The organism is Streptomyces sp. N50, assembly GCF_033335955.1.
Classification (GTDB): Bacteria; Actinomycetota; Actinomycetes; order Streptomycetales; family Streptomycetaceae; genus Streptomyces.
In genome coordinates, this window is sequence record NZ_CP137549.1 from 9424872 (window position 1) to 9444100 (window position 19229).

The 19229-nt window shown below is 70.8% G+C and carries 12 protein-coding genes and 1 riboswitch; of the genes, 2 read left to right on the plus strand and 10 right to left on the minus strand.

Translation table 11 applies throughout. The annotated features are described in order from the left end of the window. Positions 1-14: 14 nt before the first annotated feature. Both R2B38_RS41810 and R2B38_RS41815 read right to left on the minus strand, forming a co-directional pair. A complete protein-coding gene (locus R2B38_RS41810; RefSeq protein WP_318021017.1) occupies positions 15-392 on the minus strand; it encodes a hypothetical protein in 378 nt (125 codons plus the stop codon). Between the two features lie 210 nt (positions 393-602). Beyond that, positions 603-1136, minus strand: coding sequence for a GtrA family protein (locus R2B38_RS41815; protein ID WP_411978539.1), 534 nt, complete (start codon positions 1134-1136; stop codon positions 603-605). A gap of 158 nt (positions 1137-1294) precedes the next feature. On the opposite strand from R2B38_RS41815, the gene R2B38_RS41820 reads away from it, so the two are divergent. Further along, positions 1295-2155 carry an endonuclease/exonuclease/phosphatase family protein gene (locus R2B38_RS41820; protein ID WP_318021019.1) on the plus strand — a complete coding sequence of 287 codons (861 nt, stop codon included), beginning with the start codon at positions 1295-1297 and terminating at the stop codon, positions 2153-2155. Between the two features lies 1 nt (position 2156). Here R2B38_RS41820 and R2B38_RS41825 read toward each other — a convergent pair whose 3' ends face one another. Together R2B38_RS41825 and R2B38_RS41830 are read right to left on the minus strand one after the other, a co-directional pair. Further along, positions 2157-2615: a hypothetical protein gene (locus tag R2B38_RS41825; RefSeq protein ID WP_318021020.1), complete on the minus strand. Its 459-nt coding sequence runs from the start codon at positions 2613-2615 to the stop codon at positions 2157-2159. Positions 2616-2812: 197 nt separating this feature from the next. Beyond that, on the minus strand, positions 2813-4492 hold the full coding sequence (locus R2B38_RS41830) for a C40 family peptidase (protein WP_318021021.1): 1680 nt from the start codon (positions 4490-4492) through the stop codon (positions 2813-2815). Positions 4493-4500: 8 nt separating this feature from the next. Next, positions 4501-4674, minus strand: a riboswitch (cyclic di-AMP (ydaO/yuaA leader). A 347-nt stretch (positions 4675-5021) separates the two neighbouring features. On the opposite strand from R2B38_RS41830, the gene R2B38_RS41835 reads away from it, so the two are divergent. Continuing rightward, a complete protein-coding gene (locus tag R2B38_RS41835; protein ID WP_318021925.1) occupies positions 5022-7112 on the plus strand; it encodes a DUF1996 domain-containing protein in 2091 nt (696 codons plus the stop codon). A 101-nt stretch (positions 7113-7213) separates the two neighbouring features. On the opposite strand, the gene R2B38_RS41840 is transcribed toward R2B38_RS41835, so the two are convergent. The 6 genes from R2B38_RS41840 to R2B38_RS41865 all read right to left on the minus strand — a co-directional run bounded on the left by R2B38_RS41840 (position 7214) and on the right by R2B38_RS41865 (position 19207). Further along, the gene (locus R2B38_RS41840) at positions 7214-8659 is read right to left on the minus strand and encodes a glyceraldehyde-3-phosphate dehydrogenase (RefSeq protein WP_318021022.1); all 1446 of its coding nucleotides are present in this window, start codon (positions 8657-8659) and stop codon (positions 7214-7216) included. 150 nt (positions 8660-8809) lie between these two features. Then, positions 8810-9136 carry an SCO5918 family protein gene (locus R2B38_RS41845; RefSeq protein ID WP_318021024.1) on the minus strand — a complete coding sequence of 109 codons (327 nt, stop codon included), beginning with the start codon at positions 9134-9136 and terminating at the stop codon, positions 8810-8812. 64 nt (positions 9137-9200) lie between these two features. After that, entirely contained in the window at positions 9201-10769 is a 1569-nt protein-coding gene (locus tag R2B38_RS41850) for a DEAD/DEAH box helicase (protein WP_318021026.1), read from the minus strand. A gap of 180 nt (positions 10770-10949) precedes the next feature. Continuing rightward, positions 10950-11153 carry a cold-shock protein gene (locus R2B38_RS41855; RefSeq protein WP_019056860.1) on the minus strand — a complete coding sequence of 68 codons (204 nt, stop codon included), beginning with the start codon at positions 11151-11153 and terminating at the stop codon, positions 10950-10952. A gap of 252 nt (positions 11154-11405) precedes the next feature. Continuing rightward, positions 11406-15755: a type I polyketide synthase gene (locus R2B38_RS41860; RefSeq protein WP_318021027.1), complete on the minus strand. Its 4350-nt coding sequence runs from the start codon at positions 15753-15755 to the stop codon at positions 11406-11408. A gap of 101 nt (positions 15756-15856) precedes the next feature. Beyond that, positions 15857-19207, minus strand: coding sequence for a beta-ketoacyl synthase N-terminal-like domain-containing protein (locus R2B38_RS41865; protein WP_318021028.1), 3351 nt, complete (start codon positions 19205-19207; stop codon positions 15857-15859). Between the last annotated feature and the right edge of the window lie 22 nt (positions 19208-19229).

The following is a 19229-nucleotide window of genomic DNA, read 5'->3' on the forward strand; positions in this document are numbered from 1 at the left end:
CTCGGAACGAGCTCTCAGCAGCCCGAACGGGTCGGAGCGAACTCCACGCGCGCGTGCTCGTCCGCGCTGCGTACCTCGTCGTAGGCGGCCCGCGTGACCTGGTACCAGACGTCGTCCTTGGCGGTGTCACCGCCGACGGCGTCGAGGCTCACGCACCACCGTTCCGCGCGGACGGTCCGGGTGTACGTCTCGGTACCGCTGCGCACCTTCGAGCACTTCCGGTAGTGCTCCGTGGTGGTCCAGGTGCGGGTCTTCTTCTTGGAGCCCGAACCTGAACTGGACTTGTGCTGGACCTTTTTGGTGGCGGGCGCGCACTTGGTCACGGTGTGCGGCCGCGTGCCCTTCGCCGTCTGCTTGGCGAGGTGCCGGACCGAATCACGGAGGCCGGTCACGGTGTCGGGGGTGGGCCGGGCCTTCGGTGCGGTGGTGCTCGCACTGCTCCGGCCTGCGCTGGACGAGGAGCCCGCACTCTCACCGCTCCCGCATGCGCTGAGCGCTCCGATCAGAAGTGCTGTCAGTCCGCCCGCAATCAATCGCTTGGTGAACATGCCCCCGCCGCCCGTTAATTGGAAACGGTCAGCGTAACTGATCATTGGCCGGCGTCAGGGGGAGGCGAGCGCGAACTGCCGCTGCGGCAAGGCTCCTACGGCGGCCGGAGCCTCCAACACGCCCTGAAGACACCGGAGTTGCCGCGACTCGTTCGTCACCGACCGGTCCCGGCCGCCGGCGAAGACGTACAGCCGCAGCAGCAGGAACCGGGCGAGGCCGGCGAGCCCTGACGCGCCGAGGTAGACGATCTGCTCGGTGAGCATCCCGGGCGACGACTGGATCAGGTGCAGGACGAATATCGCGGCGCAGGTCACCACGTAGGCGGCCGCGGCCGAGCCCGCCGACTGCCAGTGCTGGCGCCATCCGGCGTGTCGGCCCGAGCCGAAGGTGAAGCGGGCGTGGAGTTCCGTGCACAGGAGGGTGGAGGCGACGGTGATCAGCGCGTTCGCCAGCGCCCAGGGCAACCGCTCGGCCAGCAGGGCCACGGCGCCGCTGGAGAGCAGCCCGACACCGCCGCCCAGCGCCACGAACCGGGCGAAGGAAGCGAGCGGACCGGGATCGGCCGGGGTCCGGGGCGCCTCGTCCATGACGGTCTCCATCCGCTCCGTACGCTGCGCCTCTGTGATGCGGCCGCGTAAGTTTGCTTGACTTACTCAACTATAACGGAATGCTTGAGTTACGCAAGTATATTTTCATGGCGGGGGAGCCCGATCCACAGCCGAACTACGTACAATGCGGCCTGATCATGGGTGAGTTACTGGTGAGATGCGCGACGTTCAACGTGCTGCACGGCCGGCGGATCCAGCCGGACGGACGGCCGAACCCCGTTGCCCCCGGCGACCCCTCGGCACCCCTCGCCGAAGCCGTCGCCTCCCTGGACGCCGACGTGGTGGCGCTCCAGGAGATCGACTGTCTCCAGGAGCGGTCGGGGGGTGTCGATCAGGCGGCCGTTGCCGCCCACGCGATGGGCGCGCGCGACTGGCGCTACGCGACCGCGCTGCACTGCCGTTCCGTGCCGGGCCGGGGCTGGGTCCCCGACCCGACCGAGCCCGGGATGCGCGTCTACGGCCCCGGGGCTCAGCAGCCCGAAGTGCCTTCGCACGGGCTGGCGTTGCTGTCCCGGCTTCCGGTCCACGAGTGGCGGGCCCTACGGCTCCCGGCGGCGCCCTTCGGCATGCCGCTGCGGGTGGCCGGGCGGGCCACTCCGGTGCTGGCCCGGGATCAGCCGCGGGCCGCCCTGGCCGCCGTACTGGAGGGACCGCACGGCCCGTTCACCGCGGTGGCCGTCCACCTCTCGTTCGTGCCCGGGTGGAACATCGGGCAACTGCGCACCGTGCGTCGCTGGATCGCCGATCTGCCTCAACCCCGGGTGCTGATGGGTGACTTCAACCTCTTCGGCGCGCTGCCCCGGATGACCCTCAACGGGATGGGGAGGCGACGCTGGCAGGGCTCTGCCCGGCAGGCGACCTTCCCTTCGCACCGGCCCCTCGTCCAGCTCGATCACATCATGACGACGGGACTCGGCAAGGACGCCGTAGGGACCGTATGCGCACCGAGGACGGCGATCTCCGATCACCGGCCGCTGGTGGTGGAGCTGGCGCTCTGAGTCAGTTCCACAGGGGGTAGGTCACGGTGTGCTGGAACTTGTCCGGCCTCGCGCCGGGGTACGTCAGCGTGATCTCGGTGTACTGCCGCGCCTGCGGGTGCCGCTTCCACGTCTGCGCGTCGTCGAGCCGGACGGTGACCGGGAACGAGTGGAACTTGCCCACCGCGCAATAGGGGTTGCAGTCGTTCACCCAGTTGACGCCCGTGGCCGTCGCGGAGTTGCCGTTCCAGGACGTCCAACGCAGCGACGTGAGGCGGCTGTTGCCGTCGCCGCAGGCGAGCATGAAGTCGGTGGGGCGCACCTCGGGGTGCCACAGGCAGTCGACCAGGACCGGGTCCTGGCGCTGTCGGTGGGCGGTCGCCGGGACCGTGGCCGGGGCCGCCGACGAAGTGGCGACGGCCGGCCCGAGCAGGGCCGCGGCACAGAGCGTGACGATTCCGACCATGGTGTGTTTGTACATGTCCGCTCCCGGCCGCCTGTTCGTCCTCGTCGCCCCGCACCAGCGGTGGGCCCGCCTGCCGGGGCACGGTCGTCGTGTCTCTGCCGACGCTACGACCGTGTCCCAGGATGCACCACTCGTACGGGTCTACGACGCGGTTGGCCGGGAGTGTCGCGGGGTGTGCGGTCAGGGCCGGGAAATGCCCGGCCCCGATCGGATCAGGCGGGCCGTACGGCGCCCCGGATGGCGGCGGCACCGGCGTAGAAGATCGACTCCTCGCGTATCGGCGTGCCCGGGCTCGGCGCGTGGATCATCAGGCCGTTGCCGGTGTAGAGGCCGACGTGGTCGATGCTGTCGTAGAAGAAGATCAGGTCACCCGGGCGGATGTCGGTGAGCGGCACGAGCGCGCCGGCGCCCGACTGTTCCTGGGCGGTGCGCGGGAGGAGGACGCCCGCGGCCTTCCAGGCGGCCTGGGTGAGGCTGGAGCAGTCGTACGCGTCCGGTCCCGCCGCGCCCCACAGGCAGGGCCTGCCGATCTGCGCGCGGGCGAAGGCGAGCGCCGTGCTGGTCTTGCTGAGAGTGGTGGGGTCCTGCGGCGCGGCGGGTACGGCAGTGGCGGGCGCCGGGCTGATGGTCGGGGCCGGGGGGAGGATGATCTCCGGGGCCATCGTCGGAGCCGTGGGCAGGGTGAACTCGGGAGCGACGGCCGGGGGCGCGGCGAAGGAGACCTCGGCGGTGGGCGGTGCCGGCTGCCACTCCTGCTGCGGCGGGCGCCAGTCCGGCTCCGGTGTGGGGTACGAGGTCCGCTGCCCGGTCACCGCGGGCATCTGCCCGGTGGACCAGGCCTGTTGCTCGGGGACGACGGGCATCTGACCGGTCGACCAGGCCTGTTGCTCGGCCACGATCGGCATCTGACCGGTGGCCCACGGCTGTTGCTCGGCCACGATCGGCATCTGGCCCGTCGACCAGGCCTGTTGCTGTGGCACGGCAGGCATCTGCCCCGTGGACCAGGCCTGTTGCTCGGCCACGGCGGGCATCTGACCGGTCGACCACATCTGCTGTTCGGGGACCATGGGCATCGACCCGGTCGACCAAGTCGTCTCCGGGGTGGGCCAGTTGGTCTCCGGGGGCGGCCAGGTGGCACCGGTCGGGGCGGCCTCGGTGCGCGGCGCCGCGATGTACGGGAGCAGCTCCAGGTCCGCGGTGAGCGGGTCGAAGACCGGCGCCGGGGCGGCCGCGACGGCGAATTGCTGTGCCTCTACGACGGGCGTGGGCGGCACCTCGATGGCGGGCACGGGCGGCAGGTCGAGGACGGTGGCCTGCGGCATCTGGGCCATCTGCTGCATGTACGGCATCTGGGGCGACTGGGGTGCCTGCGGCGCGGCGATCTGAGGCATCTGCGGTGCGGCGGGCGGCAGGGCGGCGACCGGTCCGGCGGTCAACTCCGCGACGGGCGAGGTGAGTTGAAGGTTGGTGGGCTCCGGTGCGCTGGTCCCCGCGGTCAGTTCGGCCACGGCGCGGCTGGGCTGCGCCTCGAGTGCGCGGCCGCCGCCTTCGGGCTCGGGGCGTCGCTCGGGCCGGGGTGCCGCCGAGCGGGCGGGAGTCCTGCCGGGCGGCAGTTTCGCCGGTACGGTCGGGCCCAGTTGAGCGCGAGCGCGGTCGAACAACTGCCGAGTGACGGCATCCTGGGCCGGGTCGGAAGGACGCGACGCGCTGGGTCGGGGCTCGACGCGCTGGCGCGGACCCCCGGACATCTTGCGCGTGGCGTTGTAGTTCCCGGTGGCCGTCTCGGCCCTGTCGTAAAGGGAGTTGATCCGCCGCTGCACTTCGTCACGGCTGGGTCGGTCGTCCACGGTGGGGCCACTGCCTCCGGTGCGCGTACTTCGTTCTGCCGGCATGGCAGACGTGCTCCTTCCGTATCGCGCCTACCGGGTTAGCTGTCGGGTTCGGGCGGTGGATCACGGAAGGATTGCCCTACGACCCTTGCCCGGACGGGCAGTTGGGCCGATTCACCCCAAGTCGGTTGGGTCCCCGGTTCCGGCTGTCACGAGCGACACACCGGATTCGGCGCAAACCGTGCGGCCCGGCGCTGCTCGCCGGAGTAGGTCGTACGGTCTGAGCGTCAACTTAGCCAACGTGTGTGCCTCGTGTGAAGGTTGAAGCGCGATATGTCCGATACGTTTTTGTGACCTTTACCTCTCCCAAACGTGTCCTGGGCTCATGAGCCCGTCGGGTGAGCCCGCCGGGTCGGGTGATCCATATGAGGTCGCTATGAATTTTTGGGACGGTTGAACACACCGGCATCCGGCTCCGTATTGGAACGGGGGATTTCCATGCCGGGACGATCCGGGCCGACCGATACGTGTAGGAGCAACTTCCTTGGCACGCAACACGCGCAGACGCCCCACGGGCGCACGACGCGCGACGATGGCAGCAGTCGCCCTGATGCTGGGCGGCGGAGGACTGGTGGCGGCGAACGTCTACGCGTCGGCGTCCGAAGGCGGTTGGGGCGGTGACTCGTCCCAGCAAGGGTCTCCCGATGCGGCGTCGAGCGGTGCGACGATCGACTGCCCGGACATCGGCACCCAGCTGACGACCGTCCCCGACGAGGCGAAGACCGAGGTCGACGCCCAACTCGCGCTTCTGGACCAGCAGATAACCGAGGCCTACCAGAAGCTGAAGGACTCGACGGAGTCCATACGCCAGGACGCCTCCTTCGCCGACAACGCGATCATGAATCCGTTGAAGGAGAAGCGGGCCGCGACGATCGGCCGGATCGACGACGCCATCGCGCGTGTCGGCGACCGTCCGGAGGGCCTCGACGCGCTCGCCGGCTGCACCCTGATCGCCCCCACGAACGAGAACGGTGACCAGGGCGGCAACGGTAACGGCAACGGCAACGGTGGCGACCAGAGCGCCAGCGCCAGCGCCAGCGCCAGCGCCAGTGCCGGCGGCCAGGGCGGTCAGCCGATCACCAACGGGCCCGTCGCCTCGGACTATGCGGACATCACCTCCGTGCAGCCCAACGTGAACACCCCGCAGGACCAGGCCGACGCCTCCCGCGGCACGTTCGTCACCGCGTGCGGCGTGAACGAGAACGGCCTGTTCAACTCGGACAACGTGATCGTCGCCCCCGGAGTCACCAACGGCGCCCACCACTTCCACGACTACATCGGCAACCAGTCCAACAACGCGTTCGCCAGCGACGACGACCTGGCGAAGGCGAACACGAGCTGTGAGAACCAGGGCGACAAGTCCACGTACTACTGGCCCGTGTTGCGCCTCCAGAACGGCAAGCAGGAGCGGGACGCCGACAAGCCCGGCGGCGGCACCGAGGGCAACTCCGGTCAGATCGTCACGGCCAAGGCGGCCACGCTGACGTTCGTGGGCAACCCGAAGAGCAAGGTCGTCGCGATGCCGCGGCTCCTGCGCATCATCACCGGCGACGCCAAGGCCTTCGTGAACGGCCCGGCCAACGCCAACGCCTCCTGGAGCTGCACCGGGTTCGAGGACCGGCAGCTCAAGGACAAGTACCCGCTGTGCCCGGCGGGCAGCGACGTGGTGCGCACCTTCAAGTTCCAGAGCTGCTGGGACGGCCGCAACATCGACAGCGCCAACCACCGCACCCACGTGGCCTTCGAGGCCGCCGACGGCTCCTGCCCGGCGGGCTTCGAGGCCATTCCGCAGCTGGTGCAGCGGATCGTCTACGACGTGGACGCGCCGAGCCTCCAGGACGGCGGCAAGACGACCCCGCTGTTCGCGGTGGACTCCTTCCCCGAGCAGCAGCACAAGCCGGTCACGGACCACGGCGACTTCATCAACGTCTTCGACGAGGGCCTGATGAAGGACATGGTCAACTGCATCAACAACGGCGAGAAGTGCGGCGCCGGCACGGACAACGACCCCGGTGGCTCGGGCGACGGCTCCGGCTCCGGTGGCGGTTCCGGTTCGGGCGGTGGCTCGGGTTCGGGTGGCGGTTCCGGTGAACCGCAGGAGTCCCCGACGGCCACCGACACCGCTACGGCGGCGCCCACGGCCACCGCGTCCGACGAGCCCGCCGGGAACGGCGGCAACGAGGGCAATGGCGGCAACGCCGGGAATGGTGACAACGGCGGGAACGGCGACAACGGCGGCCAGGCCACCGCGGATCCCGCGACGAGCGCCCCGGACACCGGGACCAACGCCCCCGAGCCCACCGACACCCAGAGCACCGACCCCGGTGACCTGACGACCGCCGTCTCGGTGCCCAAGGCCGACACGAAGACCGAGGGGTCCAAGTCCTCCGAGACGCAGGGGAGTTCGGACAACGGCTCGGGCGGCGAGGTGGGCAGCGCGGTGACGACACCGCCCGCTTCGTCCTCGGGCGGGGAGAGTTACGCAGCCGTAGGCCCCAACCAGCCGCAGGCGCAGGGCGGGTTGGCGGAGACCGGCGCGAATCTGTGGCCCGCGGTGGCCGGCGCGCTGCTGCTCGTCGCCGGATTCGTGGTGCTGTGGCGAGGTAAGCGCAGTACACGCTGACACAGCGCACCCAGGTGCACGTCTGTGACAACGACGGCCCGGCCGCCCCCACTTGGGGGTGGCCGGGCCGTCACACGTTCGGCGCGCCTGGGCGGAAGGCTTCAGACGGCCGGCGCGGGATACGTCGGGTACTCGACCCCGGAGACGTGCTGGACGACCCGGACGACCTGGCAGGAGTAGCCGAACTCGTTGTCGTACCAGAGGTAGAGGATCGCGTTGTCGCCGTCGACCTTGGTGGCGCCCGCGTCGATGATCGAGGCATGGCGCGAGCCCATGAAGTCGCTGGACACCGCGTCGGGGGCGGTGGTGAAGTCGATCTGGCGTTTCAGCGGGGACGTCAGTGAGACATCGCGGAGGTGGTCCAGGACCTCGGCGCGGGTGGTCTCGCGGCCGAGCCGCAGGCTGAGGATCGCGATCGAGACGTCCGGCACCGGGACCCGGATCGAGCTGCCCGTGATCGGCGCCTTCAGGTCCGGCAGCGCCTTGGCGACGGCGGAGGCGGCACCGGTCTCGGTGATCACCATGTTCAGTGGCGCCGAACGGCCGCGGCGGTCGGCCTTGTGGTAATTGTCCAGCAGGTTCTGGTCGTTGGTGAACGAGTGGACGGTCTCCACATGGCCGCGCAGCACACCGTACTCGTCGGCCATCGCCTTCAGCGGCGGCACGATCGCGTTGGTCGTGCAGGACGCGCAGGACAGGATCTGCTCGTCCGGCTTGATCGTGTCGTGGTTGACGCCGTGCACGATGTTCGGGACGTCGCCCTTGCCCGGCGCGGTCAGCACGACCTTGTCGATCCCGGGCCGCAGATGCTGCGAAAGTCCTTCCCGGTCACGCCACTTGCCCGTGTTGTCGATGAGGATGGCGTCCTTGACGCCGTACGCCGTGTAGTCGACCTCGGACGGGTCGCCCGCGTAGATCACCTTGATCTCGTTGCCGTTGGCGATGATCGTGTTGCTCGCCTCGTCGACGGTGATCGTGCCCTGGAACTGGCCGTGGATCGAGTCGCGGCGCAGCAGCGAGGCGCGCTTCACGATGTCCTGGTCACCCCCCTGTCGTACGACGATGGCGCGCAGTCGCAGACCGTTGCCCGAGCCGGCCTTCTCGATGAGGAGGCGGGCGACCAGGCGGCCGATGCGGCCGAAGCCGTAGAGGACGACATCGCGGCCCTCGCGGCGCTCGACCTTGTCGGCGCCCGTGGCACCCGCGACGGCCTCGGCGGTGAACTCCTCGACGGTCAGGCCGCGTTCGTCGCTCCGGTGGGTCGCGGCGAGCATGCCGATGTCGATCTGGGAGGGGCCCAGGTCGAGCGTGGTGAGGGTGCGCAGGTAGGGGAGGGTCTCGACGACGGAGAGCTCCTCGCCGGCGATCTGGCGGGCGAACCGGTGGGTCTTGAGGATGCTGACCACCGACTTGTTGACGAGGGAGCGGCTGTGCAGCAGGACCGTGACGTCCCGCTCGCGGTGCAGCTTCCCGATCATCGGGATCATCGACTCCGCGATCTCCTCGCGGGTCTTCCAGTTGGTGAACGAGTCCTCGTTGACAGGCACAGATTTCTCTTTCGAGCTAGGCGGCGCTCATATGCTAACCCGCTGTTCATCTGCCCGTTCAGCAGGGGTGCCGCCCGGCCCGGGGAACGCCGAGAGGGGCCCTGCCGACGCGCGTCGGCAGGGCCCCTCTCGGCGGTACTGGTGTCGCTTCTACACGGTCTCCGGCACGTCCTGGGGCGCGCCGCTGCCCAGCAGGGCGGACGCGTTCTCCAGCGGAGTGAGGACGTGCGCGGGCACGACCTCGGGCAGGCCGTGGCAGGTGAAGCCGAGCCGGGTCATGGCCCGGATGACCTCGCCGCTGTTGAAGTCACGGGGGTCCTGCCGGGTGATGACCTGCCCCACCTGCTTGACGGGGTAGCGGCGCCGCCCGATGGTCACGGACTCACCCGTGATCAGCTCGGGCTTGATGCCCTTCATCGTCTCCAGGACACCCATCTTGGTGAGGTCGAAGGGATACCGGGCGATGACACAGCGCATGTTGCCTCACAGAGAGAAGGAGGATCGGGGGCCGAACGGGCGCCCGGAGGCGCCGAGTTGGTCCTCAGGCCGCAGGGCCGAAGGACGACCGTCGCTGCCCCCGGCTGCTGCTGCTGCCGCCGGCGCCGCCGCTGCGCCGCGGGGCGCCACCGGAGGACCGGCCGCCCTCGCCGGCCGGACGGCCACGACGGCCCCGGGACGACGAGGAGGACGGGCGACGGGTGCGCTCGCGCTCCACGACCGGGGCCTGGATGACGACCGGGACGCCGGACGGGGCCTGGGCGCCCGTGATCCGGGTCAGCTCCTCCTCGCCGGAGCGCACCGCGGTGACCTCCGCGGTGACGCCGGCCGCGGTCATCAGCCGGGTGAAGTCACGGCGCTGGTCGGGGGTGACCAGCGTGACGACACTGCCGGACTCGCCCGCACGGGCCGTACGGCCGCCGCGGTGCAGATAGTCCTTGGGGTCGGTGGGCGGGTCGACGTTGACGACCAGGTCGAGGTTGTCGACGTGGATGCCGCGTGCCGCGACGTTGGTCGCCACCAGCGCCGTCACATGCCCGTCCTTGAACTGGGCGAGCGTGCGGGTGCGCTGCGGCTGGGACTTGCCGCCGTGCAGACCGGCCGCACGGACGCCGTTGTTCAGCAGGTGCTTCACCAGCCGGTCCACCGCGTGCTTGGTGTCCAGGAACATGATGACCCGGCCCTCGCGCGCCGCGATCTCGGTGGTCGCGCGCTGCTTGTCCGTGCCGTGCACGTGCAGGACGTGGTGCTCCATCGTCGTGACCGCGCCCGCGGAGGGGTCGACGGAGTGGACGACGGGGTCGGTCAGGTAGCGGCGGACCAGCAGGTCCACGTTGCGGTCCAGGGTGGCCGAGAACAGCATCCGCTGGCCGCCCGTCTGCACCTGGTCGAGCAGCTGGGTGACCTGCGGCATGAAGCCCATGTCGGCCATCTGGTCGGCCTCGTCGAGGACGGTGATGGAGACGCTGTCCAGGCGGCAGTCGCCGCGCTCGATGAGGTCCTTGAGGCGTCCCGGCGTGGCGACCACGACCTCCGCGCCACCGCGCAGCGCCCCGGCCTGACGGCCGATCGACATACCGCCGACGACGGTGGTCATCCGCACGCTGACGGCGCGGGCGTACGGGGTGAGCGCGTCGGTGACCTGCTGGGCCAGCTCGCGGGTCGGCACGAGGACGAGCGCGAGCGGCTGGCGCGGCTCGGCGCGGCGGCCCGCCGTACGGGCCAGCATCGCCAGGCCGAAGGCCAGGGTCTTGCCGGAGCCGGTGCGGCCGCGACCGAGTACGTCACGTCCGGCGAGGGAGTTGGGGAGCGTCGTCGCCTGGATCGGGAACGGGACGGTGACGCCCTCGTGGCCGAGCGCGGCCAACAGCTTTGCGGGCATGTCGAGTTCGGCGAACGACTCCACGGCGGGGAGGCCGGGGGTGACCGTCTTCGGCAGCGCGAACTCGCCCTGGAGGGCGACCGGTCGGCCGCCGCCGCCCTTGGAGCGGCGCGGGGCGCTGGAGCGGTTGCCGGACGGAGCTGCCGAGCGGTAGCCGCCGCCGCTCTTTCCGGATTCCGGATTTCCATTGCGCTTTCGCGAGAAACGGTCATTCGTACGTGCGCGGTTCAAAATGTGGAACCTTCCTTGATATGGCACGTATCAAGGAATTCCCGCGGTGAATGAACGGCGCAGAGAATCGCAAGAACGAGCCGGTGGCTTCGGCGGAATATCGCCGATAGCTTGGAAAATGCAGCGAGCTGGGGCCCGCACCCCAAGGTGCGGGCCCCAGCTGCGAAGTAAACGTCGTCGTTACGCAGGAACGATGTTCTCGGCCGTCGGGCCCTTCTGGCCCTGCGCGATGTCGAAGGTCACCTTCTGACCCTCCTGCAGCTCGCGAAAGCCCTGGGCGGCGATGTTCGAGTAGTGGGCGAAGACGTCAGCGCCGCCACCGTCCTGCTCGATGAAGCCGAAACCCTTTTCCGCGTTGAACCACTTCACGGTGCCACTAGCCATTTTGTTCTCCTTCGGGGCGGTCACCGGAGCCCACAGTGTGCGGACTCCGTGTCGCCGTGATGATCACCCCGCCGGAAAAAAACCGGACACACAAAAAAATGCTCCACCGTCCCGGAGGGCGGTGCGGGCATCTGAAGGGTTTGGCAACCACAACTGCAACTGAGATCAATAGTAGCACGGCGCGATCGGCCGTGTGCGGACGTTAATTTCATTTCTCATGTCGCCGACGTAGATATTGGGTTTCGTGCCGGACTACGCCAGCGCGCCGATCCAGTCGCGCACGACCTTGGCCGTCGTCGCGGCGTCCTCCTCCAGCACGCTGAGATGCGTGCCGGCGGTGTCCACCGTGTCCCCTACACCTGGCCAGGACGAACGCCACTCCCGCGGCATGTCCGCCAGCGGCTCGGACGCTCGTACCAACAGGGTGGGAACCTCGATCGGCTCGGGCCGCCACCCCCGGAACATACGGGTGTACGCACCCAGCGACAGCAGCGTCAGATCGTCCACCATCGTGTCGAACCTCTCGCCGACCATCAGCGGAATCCGCGCGGGCAGGGACAGCAGCCAAGGCTCGGCCTCCCGGTCCCGGGTGACGTGGTACGAGTCGATCAGCACGAGCCCGGCCGGGGGAGCACCGAGGTCCGCCAGCCGGGCGGCGAGCGCGTGGGCGGCCGTACCGCCCATGGAATGACCGACCAACACGTAACGCCGGTCGCCGAGTTGATGCCGTACGGCCGTGGCGTGCGCCCCCGTCAGCGACTCCAGGTCCCGTGCCACCGCGTCTCCGTCGTCGATCCCGGGGTGCAGCACCTCGAAGACGTCCTGCTCGCCCTCGAAACAGGGGGCGAGCCCCGCGTACCAGGGGCGCCCCAGGTTGCTGGCGAAGCCGGGAACACAGACGAGGGCCGGCCCTCGGGTACCGGCGGCCAGCCGCAGAGGCGGCAGCGCGTACCGGGCCGCCTCCTCGGGCCCGAAGGAGGGCGCGCCGATGGACGCGGTCACCAGGAGATGCATGGCCGATACGACATCACCGGTCTCGCAGACCTTCCGGTACAGGGAGGGCAGTGACCGCCCGGCACCGCGCCCACGCTGACCCGGCCCCACCGGCGCCGGGACGGTCGCGGGGGAGACCGCGCCGGACAGGCCGCCGCGCAGCTCGCCGTACAGGTGCTCGGCGAGCTGCTCCGTGTCCGGCCAGTCGTAGGCCACGGTGACCGCGAGAGGCGTTCCGGTCAGCAGGCTCAACCGGTTGCAGAGCATGACCCGCATCAAGGAGTCGAGGCCCAGTTCCGAGAAGTCCCGGTCGACCGCGTCGGCGTCCGTGTGACCAAGCACACCGGCCACCTCGGTCCGGATCAGCCCCTCCAGCGCGGGCAGTCGCTCGGGCACCGGCAGCGCCGCGAGCCGGTCCCGCCAGGACCCGGCGGCATCGTCCACCGGGACGGCGGCAGAGGCAGACCGCCGGTTCACACGCAACAGCCCGCGCAGGGGCGGCGGAACGACGGTTCCGGCCGGGAGGGCATTCGGCGAACGGTCCAACGGCAGTGGCGCGAGGACCGGTTCGCCGCTGCCGAGCGCGGCGTCGAAGAGCGCGAACGCCTGCTCGGGGGAGACCGCGCGCACCGGACCGCCGTGAACCCGGCCGCTGCGGGCCGCCATGCCCTCCTCGTCCGCCCAGGCGCCCCAGACCAACGACAGTGCGGGCAGGCCCAGTTCAGCGCGATGGCGGGCGAGCGCGTCCAGGAAGGAGTTCGCCGCCGCGTAGTTGGCCTGCCCGGGATTGCCCAGCAGCCCGGCCGCCGACGAGAACAGCACGAACCGCGCCAGCGGCAGCCCCTTCGTCAACTCGTGCAACTGCCAAGCCGCGTAGGCCTTCGGCCGCAGTACGGCCGTCAACCGCTCGGGTGTCATCGAAGCCAGCACACCGTCGTCCAGGACCCCGGCCGTGTGCACTACGGCGGTCAGGTCGGGCCCGAACCTGTCGACCACGGCGGCGAGTTGGTCCCGCTCGGCGATGTCGCAGGCCACGAGGTCCACCTGCGCGCCCGACCGCTGAAGTTCGTCCCGCAACTCCCCTGCGCCCGGGGCCTGTCCACCACGCCGACTGAGGAGTACGAGCCTCCGCACTCCGTGCTGGTCGACAAGGTGCCGTGCCAGCATCGCTCCCAGCGACCCGGTGCCACCGGTGATGAGGACAGTGCCGTCGCCGAGCGAGCCGTCGGTTGCCGAACCAGGTGAGACCGCCAGTCGGGGGACACTCAACGTGCCCTCACGGACGGCGATTTGGGGTTCGCCGGTGGCGAGGGCTGCGGGCACCTGTCGCAGGGACTCGGGGCGACCGTCGACGTCCACGAGGGTGAGACGCCCGGGGTACTCCGACTGCGCGGTCCGCAGCAGGCCCCAGACCGTGGCGGCGGGCAGGTCGGGGGAGGCCTCCGCGGCACCTCGCGTGACCACGGCGAGCCGCCCGGGACCGGCGAGATGTGTTTGCAGCAACTGCATTGCGCGTGCGGTCAGTTCGTGCGCTGCGGCGGCCGGGTCCGCGCTGGCGCCGCCAGGAGCTGACAAGGAGGCCACGACCAACTCCGGCGTCTCCTCGGACCAGGACGACTCGTCGTCGGCGGAGGCGAGGAACGCGGCCAGGTTCAGGTCGTCCGTCTCCGACATCGCTACGGCGGGTGCTTCGCCGGCAGCTGGCACGCTCGTCCAGCGCAGCCGGTACAGCTCTCCGGCTGGGGCGTGAGCCAGCTCCGGTGCGGGGCGGGTCGTCATCGACTCCAGCCGGGCCACGGGTGCGCCCGTCGGAGTGGCGAGGTCGAGGGTGATCGAGTCCGGGCCGGTCGCCGTCATACGGACGCGCAGGGCCGTCGCGCCCGTGGCGTGCAGGGTCAACCCCCGCCAGGCGAACGGCAGTCGGGGTGCTCCGGTCGGGGGCTGGGCGAGCAGTCCCGGATGCAGGGCGGCGTCCAACAAGGTCGGGTGGAGCATGTGGTGCCGGGCGTCGGCGACCGGCAACGGGCCGACCTCGGCGAACAGTTCGTCGTCCCGCCGCCACAACGCCGTGACGCCTTGGAACGCCGGACCGTACGCCAGCCCGGCCTCGGCCACCCGATCGTAGGCGCCGGAGAGATCGACCCGCGTGGCTCCGGCCGGCGGCCACGCGGTGAGTGAGACCCCGTCGGCCAGGACACCTGGGCCGAGCCGACCCGTCGCGTGCTGGGTCCAAGTGCCCAGCGCACCGGATTCCTCGGGCCGCGCGTACACGTCCGCGCTGCGGCGCCCCGAGTCGTCCGGTTCGCCCAGGACCACCTGGAGTTGGATGCCCGCTTCGTCGTCCTCGGGCAGGAACAACGGGTTGAGCAGGGCGAGTTCCTCCAGTACGGCGAGGCCGCACAGGTCGCCCGCGTGCAGCACGAGGTCGGCGAACGCGGCGCCGGGCACGAGGGTGTGCCCGCCCATGACGTGATCGCGCAGCCACGGCTGGGCCGCGCCGGACAACCGGCCTGTGCACAGCAGGCGTTCGGTACCCGGCACTGTGACCGTCTGGGTGAGCAGCGGGTGCCCGGTACCGGCGGTCGCGTCCGTACCGGTGTCGGGCAACCAGTAGCGCTGTCGCTGGAAGGGATAGGTCGGCAGGCCGTCGGCCCGTCGCGCGCCGCTGTCCGCGTACACCCGGCGCCAGTCCAACCGCACGCCGTGGACGTGGAGTTGGCCGAGCGCGTCGAACACCGTCCGCGACTCGGGGCTGTCCCGGCGGGCCGCCGGTGTGAGGAGGAGTTCCTTGCCCGTGCCGGCCAGGCTCGCCGCGGCCTGGGCCGTGAGGTGAGCGTCCGGCCCGATCTCGGCGAACGCGGTCACCCGCCCCTCGTGCGCCAGCCAGTGCACGGCGTCCCCGAACCGCACGGCTTCACGGGCATGCCGCACCCAGTACTCGGCCGACCGCAACTCGTCCCCGGTGGCCGGAAGGCCGGTCAGGCCCGACAACACCGGGACGGTGGGGGCCTGGTACGTCAACTCTCCTGCGACTCGCCCGAATTCGGCGAGCATCGGCTCCATGAGAGGGGAGTGGAAGGCGTGGCTGACCCGTAGCCGGACGGTACGACGGCCGCGTGCGGCGAACCGCTCCGCGAGCGCGAGGACCGGCTCCTCCGCGCCGGAGACGACGACCGCGCGGGGGCCGTTCACGGCCGCGATCGCGACCCCGTCGGTCAGTTCGGACGTCACCTCCGCCTCGGTGGCGTCGAGTGCCACCATGGCACCGCCCACCGGCAGTTCCCGCATCAACCTGCCGCGCGCAGCGACCAGTTCGACGGCGTCCGCCTCGGACAGCACGCCCGCGCAGTGGGCCGCCGCCAGCTCGCCGACCGAGTGTCCGGCCAGGAACTCCGGCCGCACGCCCCAGGATTCGAGCAACCGGAAGACGGACACCTCGAAGGTGAACAGCGCCGCCTGGGCGAAGTCAGTGCGGTTCAGCAACGCGTCCGCGTCGGCGTCCCAGAGGACTGAGCGCAGCGGACGCTCTAGGTGGGTGTCGAAGCGCGCGCTCAAGGAGTCGAAGGCGGTCGCGAACTCCGGGAAGGTTGCATACAACTCCCTTCCCATACCTGTCCGTTGGGCTCCCTGGCCGGTGAAGAGCAGGGCCAGGCGGGCGGAGGGGCTGGTGGTGTGCGGCGGGGTGGACGCCGTCAGGTTGTCGAGGGCGGTCAGTGTCGCCGTGCGGTCGTCGGTCGGGGCGGTGGCTCGGTGGGGAGTGCGGCTCGGGTGGTGGCGTAGGTGAACGCCACGTCCGGCAGGGGGAGTTCAGGGTTCTCGCGCAGGAAGGTGGCAGTGCGTGCGGCCTGTTCGCGCAGGGCTGTCGGGCTCGCGGCGGAGAGCAGCAGCGGGGGTGTCACCGGGCGGCGAAGGGGCGGTTCGTCGACTACGGCTGCCTCGGGCTCCTCCAGGATCACGTGCGCGTTGGTCCCGCCGATGCCGAACGCCGACACCGCCGCGCGTCGCGGACGGCCGGGCTCGGGGAGCCACTCCTCGTCCTGGGACAGGAGTCGCACGGTGCCCGACGACCAGTCCACGTGCGGGGACGGTTCATCGGCGTGGAGGGTGCGGGGGAGCCGGTCGTGGTGCATGGCGAGCACGGTCTTGATGACGCCGCCGACACCGGCCGCTGCCTGGGTGTGGCCGAGGTTGGACTTCAACGAGCCCAGCCACAGCGGGCGTTGGGCGGTGCGGTGCTGGCCGTAGGTCGCGAGGAGTGCGTGGGCCTCGATCGGGTCGCCGAGCGCGGTGCCCGTGCCGTGGGCCTCCACGGTGTCGATGTCGGCCGGGGTCAGCCCCGCGTCGGCCAGCGCCGAGCGGATCACCCTTTGCTGGGCAGGGCCGTTGGGCGCGGTGAGGCCGTTGGACGCGCCGTCGGAGTTGACGGCCGAGCCGCGCAGCACGGCCAGTACGGGATGGCCGTTGCGCCGTGCGTCGGAGAGCCGTTCCAGCAGGACCAGGCCGACGCCCTCGCCCCAGGCGGTGCCGTCGGCCGCCGCCGAGAAGGGCTTGCAGCGGCCGTCCGGGGCCAGCCCGCGCAGTCTGCTGAACGCGATGAACGGGCCGGGCGAGGCCATCACCGTGACCCCGCCGGCCACGGCGAGCGAGCACTCCCCGTCGCGCAGGGACCGTACCGCCGCATGCATCGCGACCAGCGACGACGAGCACGCGGTGTCCACCGTCACGGCGGGACCGCGCAGTCCCAGCGTGTAGGCGATACGGCCGGAGGCCACGCTGCCCGCCGAACCGAGGGCGAGGTGCGCCTCCAACTCGTGTCCGCCGCGGTGCAGTAGACGGCTCGCGTAGGTGGCGTGCATGACGCCGACGAAGACGCCGGTGTCGCTGTCGCGCAGACCGGCGGGGTCCATGCCCGCCCGCTCCAGCAACTCCCAGCCTGTTTCCAGAAGGAGTCGCTGCTGGGGGTCGGTGGCGAGGGCCTCGCGGGGTGACATGGTGAAGAAGGCCGCGTCGAAGTCGGCCGCGCGGTCCACGAATCCGCCCCGGCGCGTGACGGACTTGCCGAGGTGGTCGGGGTCGGGATCGTAGAGGTCGGCCACGTTCCAGCCGCGGTCGGCGGGGAAGTCGGAGGTCGCGTCGGTGCCGTCGGCGACCAACTGCCATAGGTCCTCCGGCGATTCGACTCCGCCCGGGTAGCGGCAGGCCATGGCCACGATGGCGATCGGTTCACCGGGGTCGGCGTCATGGCCGTCTCCGGGCGCGTGCGCGGAGCTGTCGCCGTGCAACGCGTCGCGCACCAGGGTCGCCACGGCGGCGGGCGTGGGGTGGTCGAACACCAGCGTCGCGGGCAGCGCGAGGCCGGTCGCCGTGCCCAAGCGGTCGCGCAGCAGGACGGCGCCGAGCGAGGTCAACCCCTGTTCGCTGAACGGCACTTCGGGGTCCAGCTCCCGCATGGGTACGTCGAGAGTCCGGGCCGTCACTTCGAGAACCAGGTCGAGTACGGCGTCGGACGCGGCCGCGAGCCGCTCGCGCAGCGCGGCCGACGCGGTCGTACGTTCCGCCGCGAGGCGCTCCGGCAGTTGCTCGGCGAGCACGGCCCGGGCGATCTTGCCGGGGGCGGTACGGGGGAGGGACGCGGTCGGGTAGATCTCGTCCGGCACCTTGAACCCGGACAGCCGCTCCCGGCAGGCGGCGAGGGCCAGCGCCGTGTCGAACCCGTCCGGGCCGGGCACGACGAACGCCACCGGCACCTCGCCCAGCACGTCGTGCCGTCGGCCGACCACAGCGGCGTCGGCGATGTCGGGACGGGCCAGCAGCACCCGCTCCACTTCGGCGGGGTTGATGTTCACACCGCCCCGGATGATCAACTCCTTGACGCGGCCGGTGACATGGAGATGACCGTTCGCGTCGCGCCGACCCAGGTCCCCGGTGCGGTACCAGCCGTCGGTCAACGCTTCGGCGGTCGCGTCCGGGCGGTTGTGGTAGCCGGTCATCAGCCCGGGACCGCGCACCCAGATCTCGCCCTCGTCACCTTCGCCGACCTCGGCACCGGTGGACGGATCGGTGATCCTCACGTCCAGCACCAGCAGCGGGAAACCCCGCGAAGGGTCGTCACGGCGGCCGTCGAGACGCTCGATCGCGATCTTCCCGCAGGTCTCCGTGGAGCCGTAGCCGTCCAACAGGGGTGCGGCCAGGGTCAGTTCGACCTCGGCCCGCAGCTCGGGGGAGCAGGGCGCGCCTCCGCTGACGCACACCCGCAGCGACGGCGGCACCGGACGTGCGGTCTCGCGGAGCGACTCCAGCAGCAGGCGGTAGGTGGCGGGCACCCCGCCCAGGATCGTGAACGGCTCGGCCGCCAACGCCTCGGCGAGGTTCGCGCCCGGCGCGAGGACGCGCGCGGTCGCACCGACCGAGAGGACGCCCAACAGGCATACGGAGTGGCCGAGAGCGTGGAACATCGGCAACGGCCAGAGCAGCCGGTCCTGTTGCTCCAGTCCGAACGCCGGTACATAGGCCGCCGTCACCGACCACAGCGCCGAACGCTGCGTGGAGACAACGCCTTTGCTCTGTCCGGTGGTGCCGGAGGTGTAGTGGATCCAGGCCGGTTCGTCGAGATCGAGGTCGTCACGGGGTGCCGTACCCGGCTCCGCACCGGCAAGGCTCTCGAAGGCGATCGCGTCCTCGGTCGGGTCGTCCTGTCCGACGACGATCAGCCGCTGTACGGGAGCGAGTTGGGCGAGCGGCCCCTCGCTCACCACCGCCACGGCGCCGCAGTCGTCGAGGAAGTACGCCAACTCCTCTTCCGAGGCGGCGGGGTTGAGCAGCACGCCGATCGCACCGGCGCGCAGCACCCCGAGCCAGGTCTCCACCAGCTCCACCCGGTTGCCCAGATGGATCGCGACCCGGTCCCCACGTCGTACCCCGAGCCGGACCAGATGCCCTGCCACCCGGCCGGTGCTCTGCTCCAACTCCCCGTAGGTGACGGCACGTCGGTCGTCCCGGTACGCGGTCTTCGCGCCGATCCGAGTCGCGTGGTCCCGCAGGATGTCCGGCAGTGTTCGCACCGGCTCGCCCCCGTAAATTCCC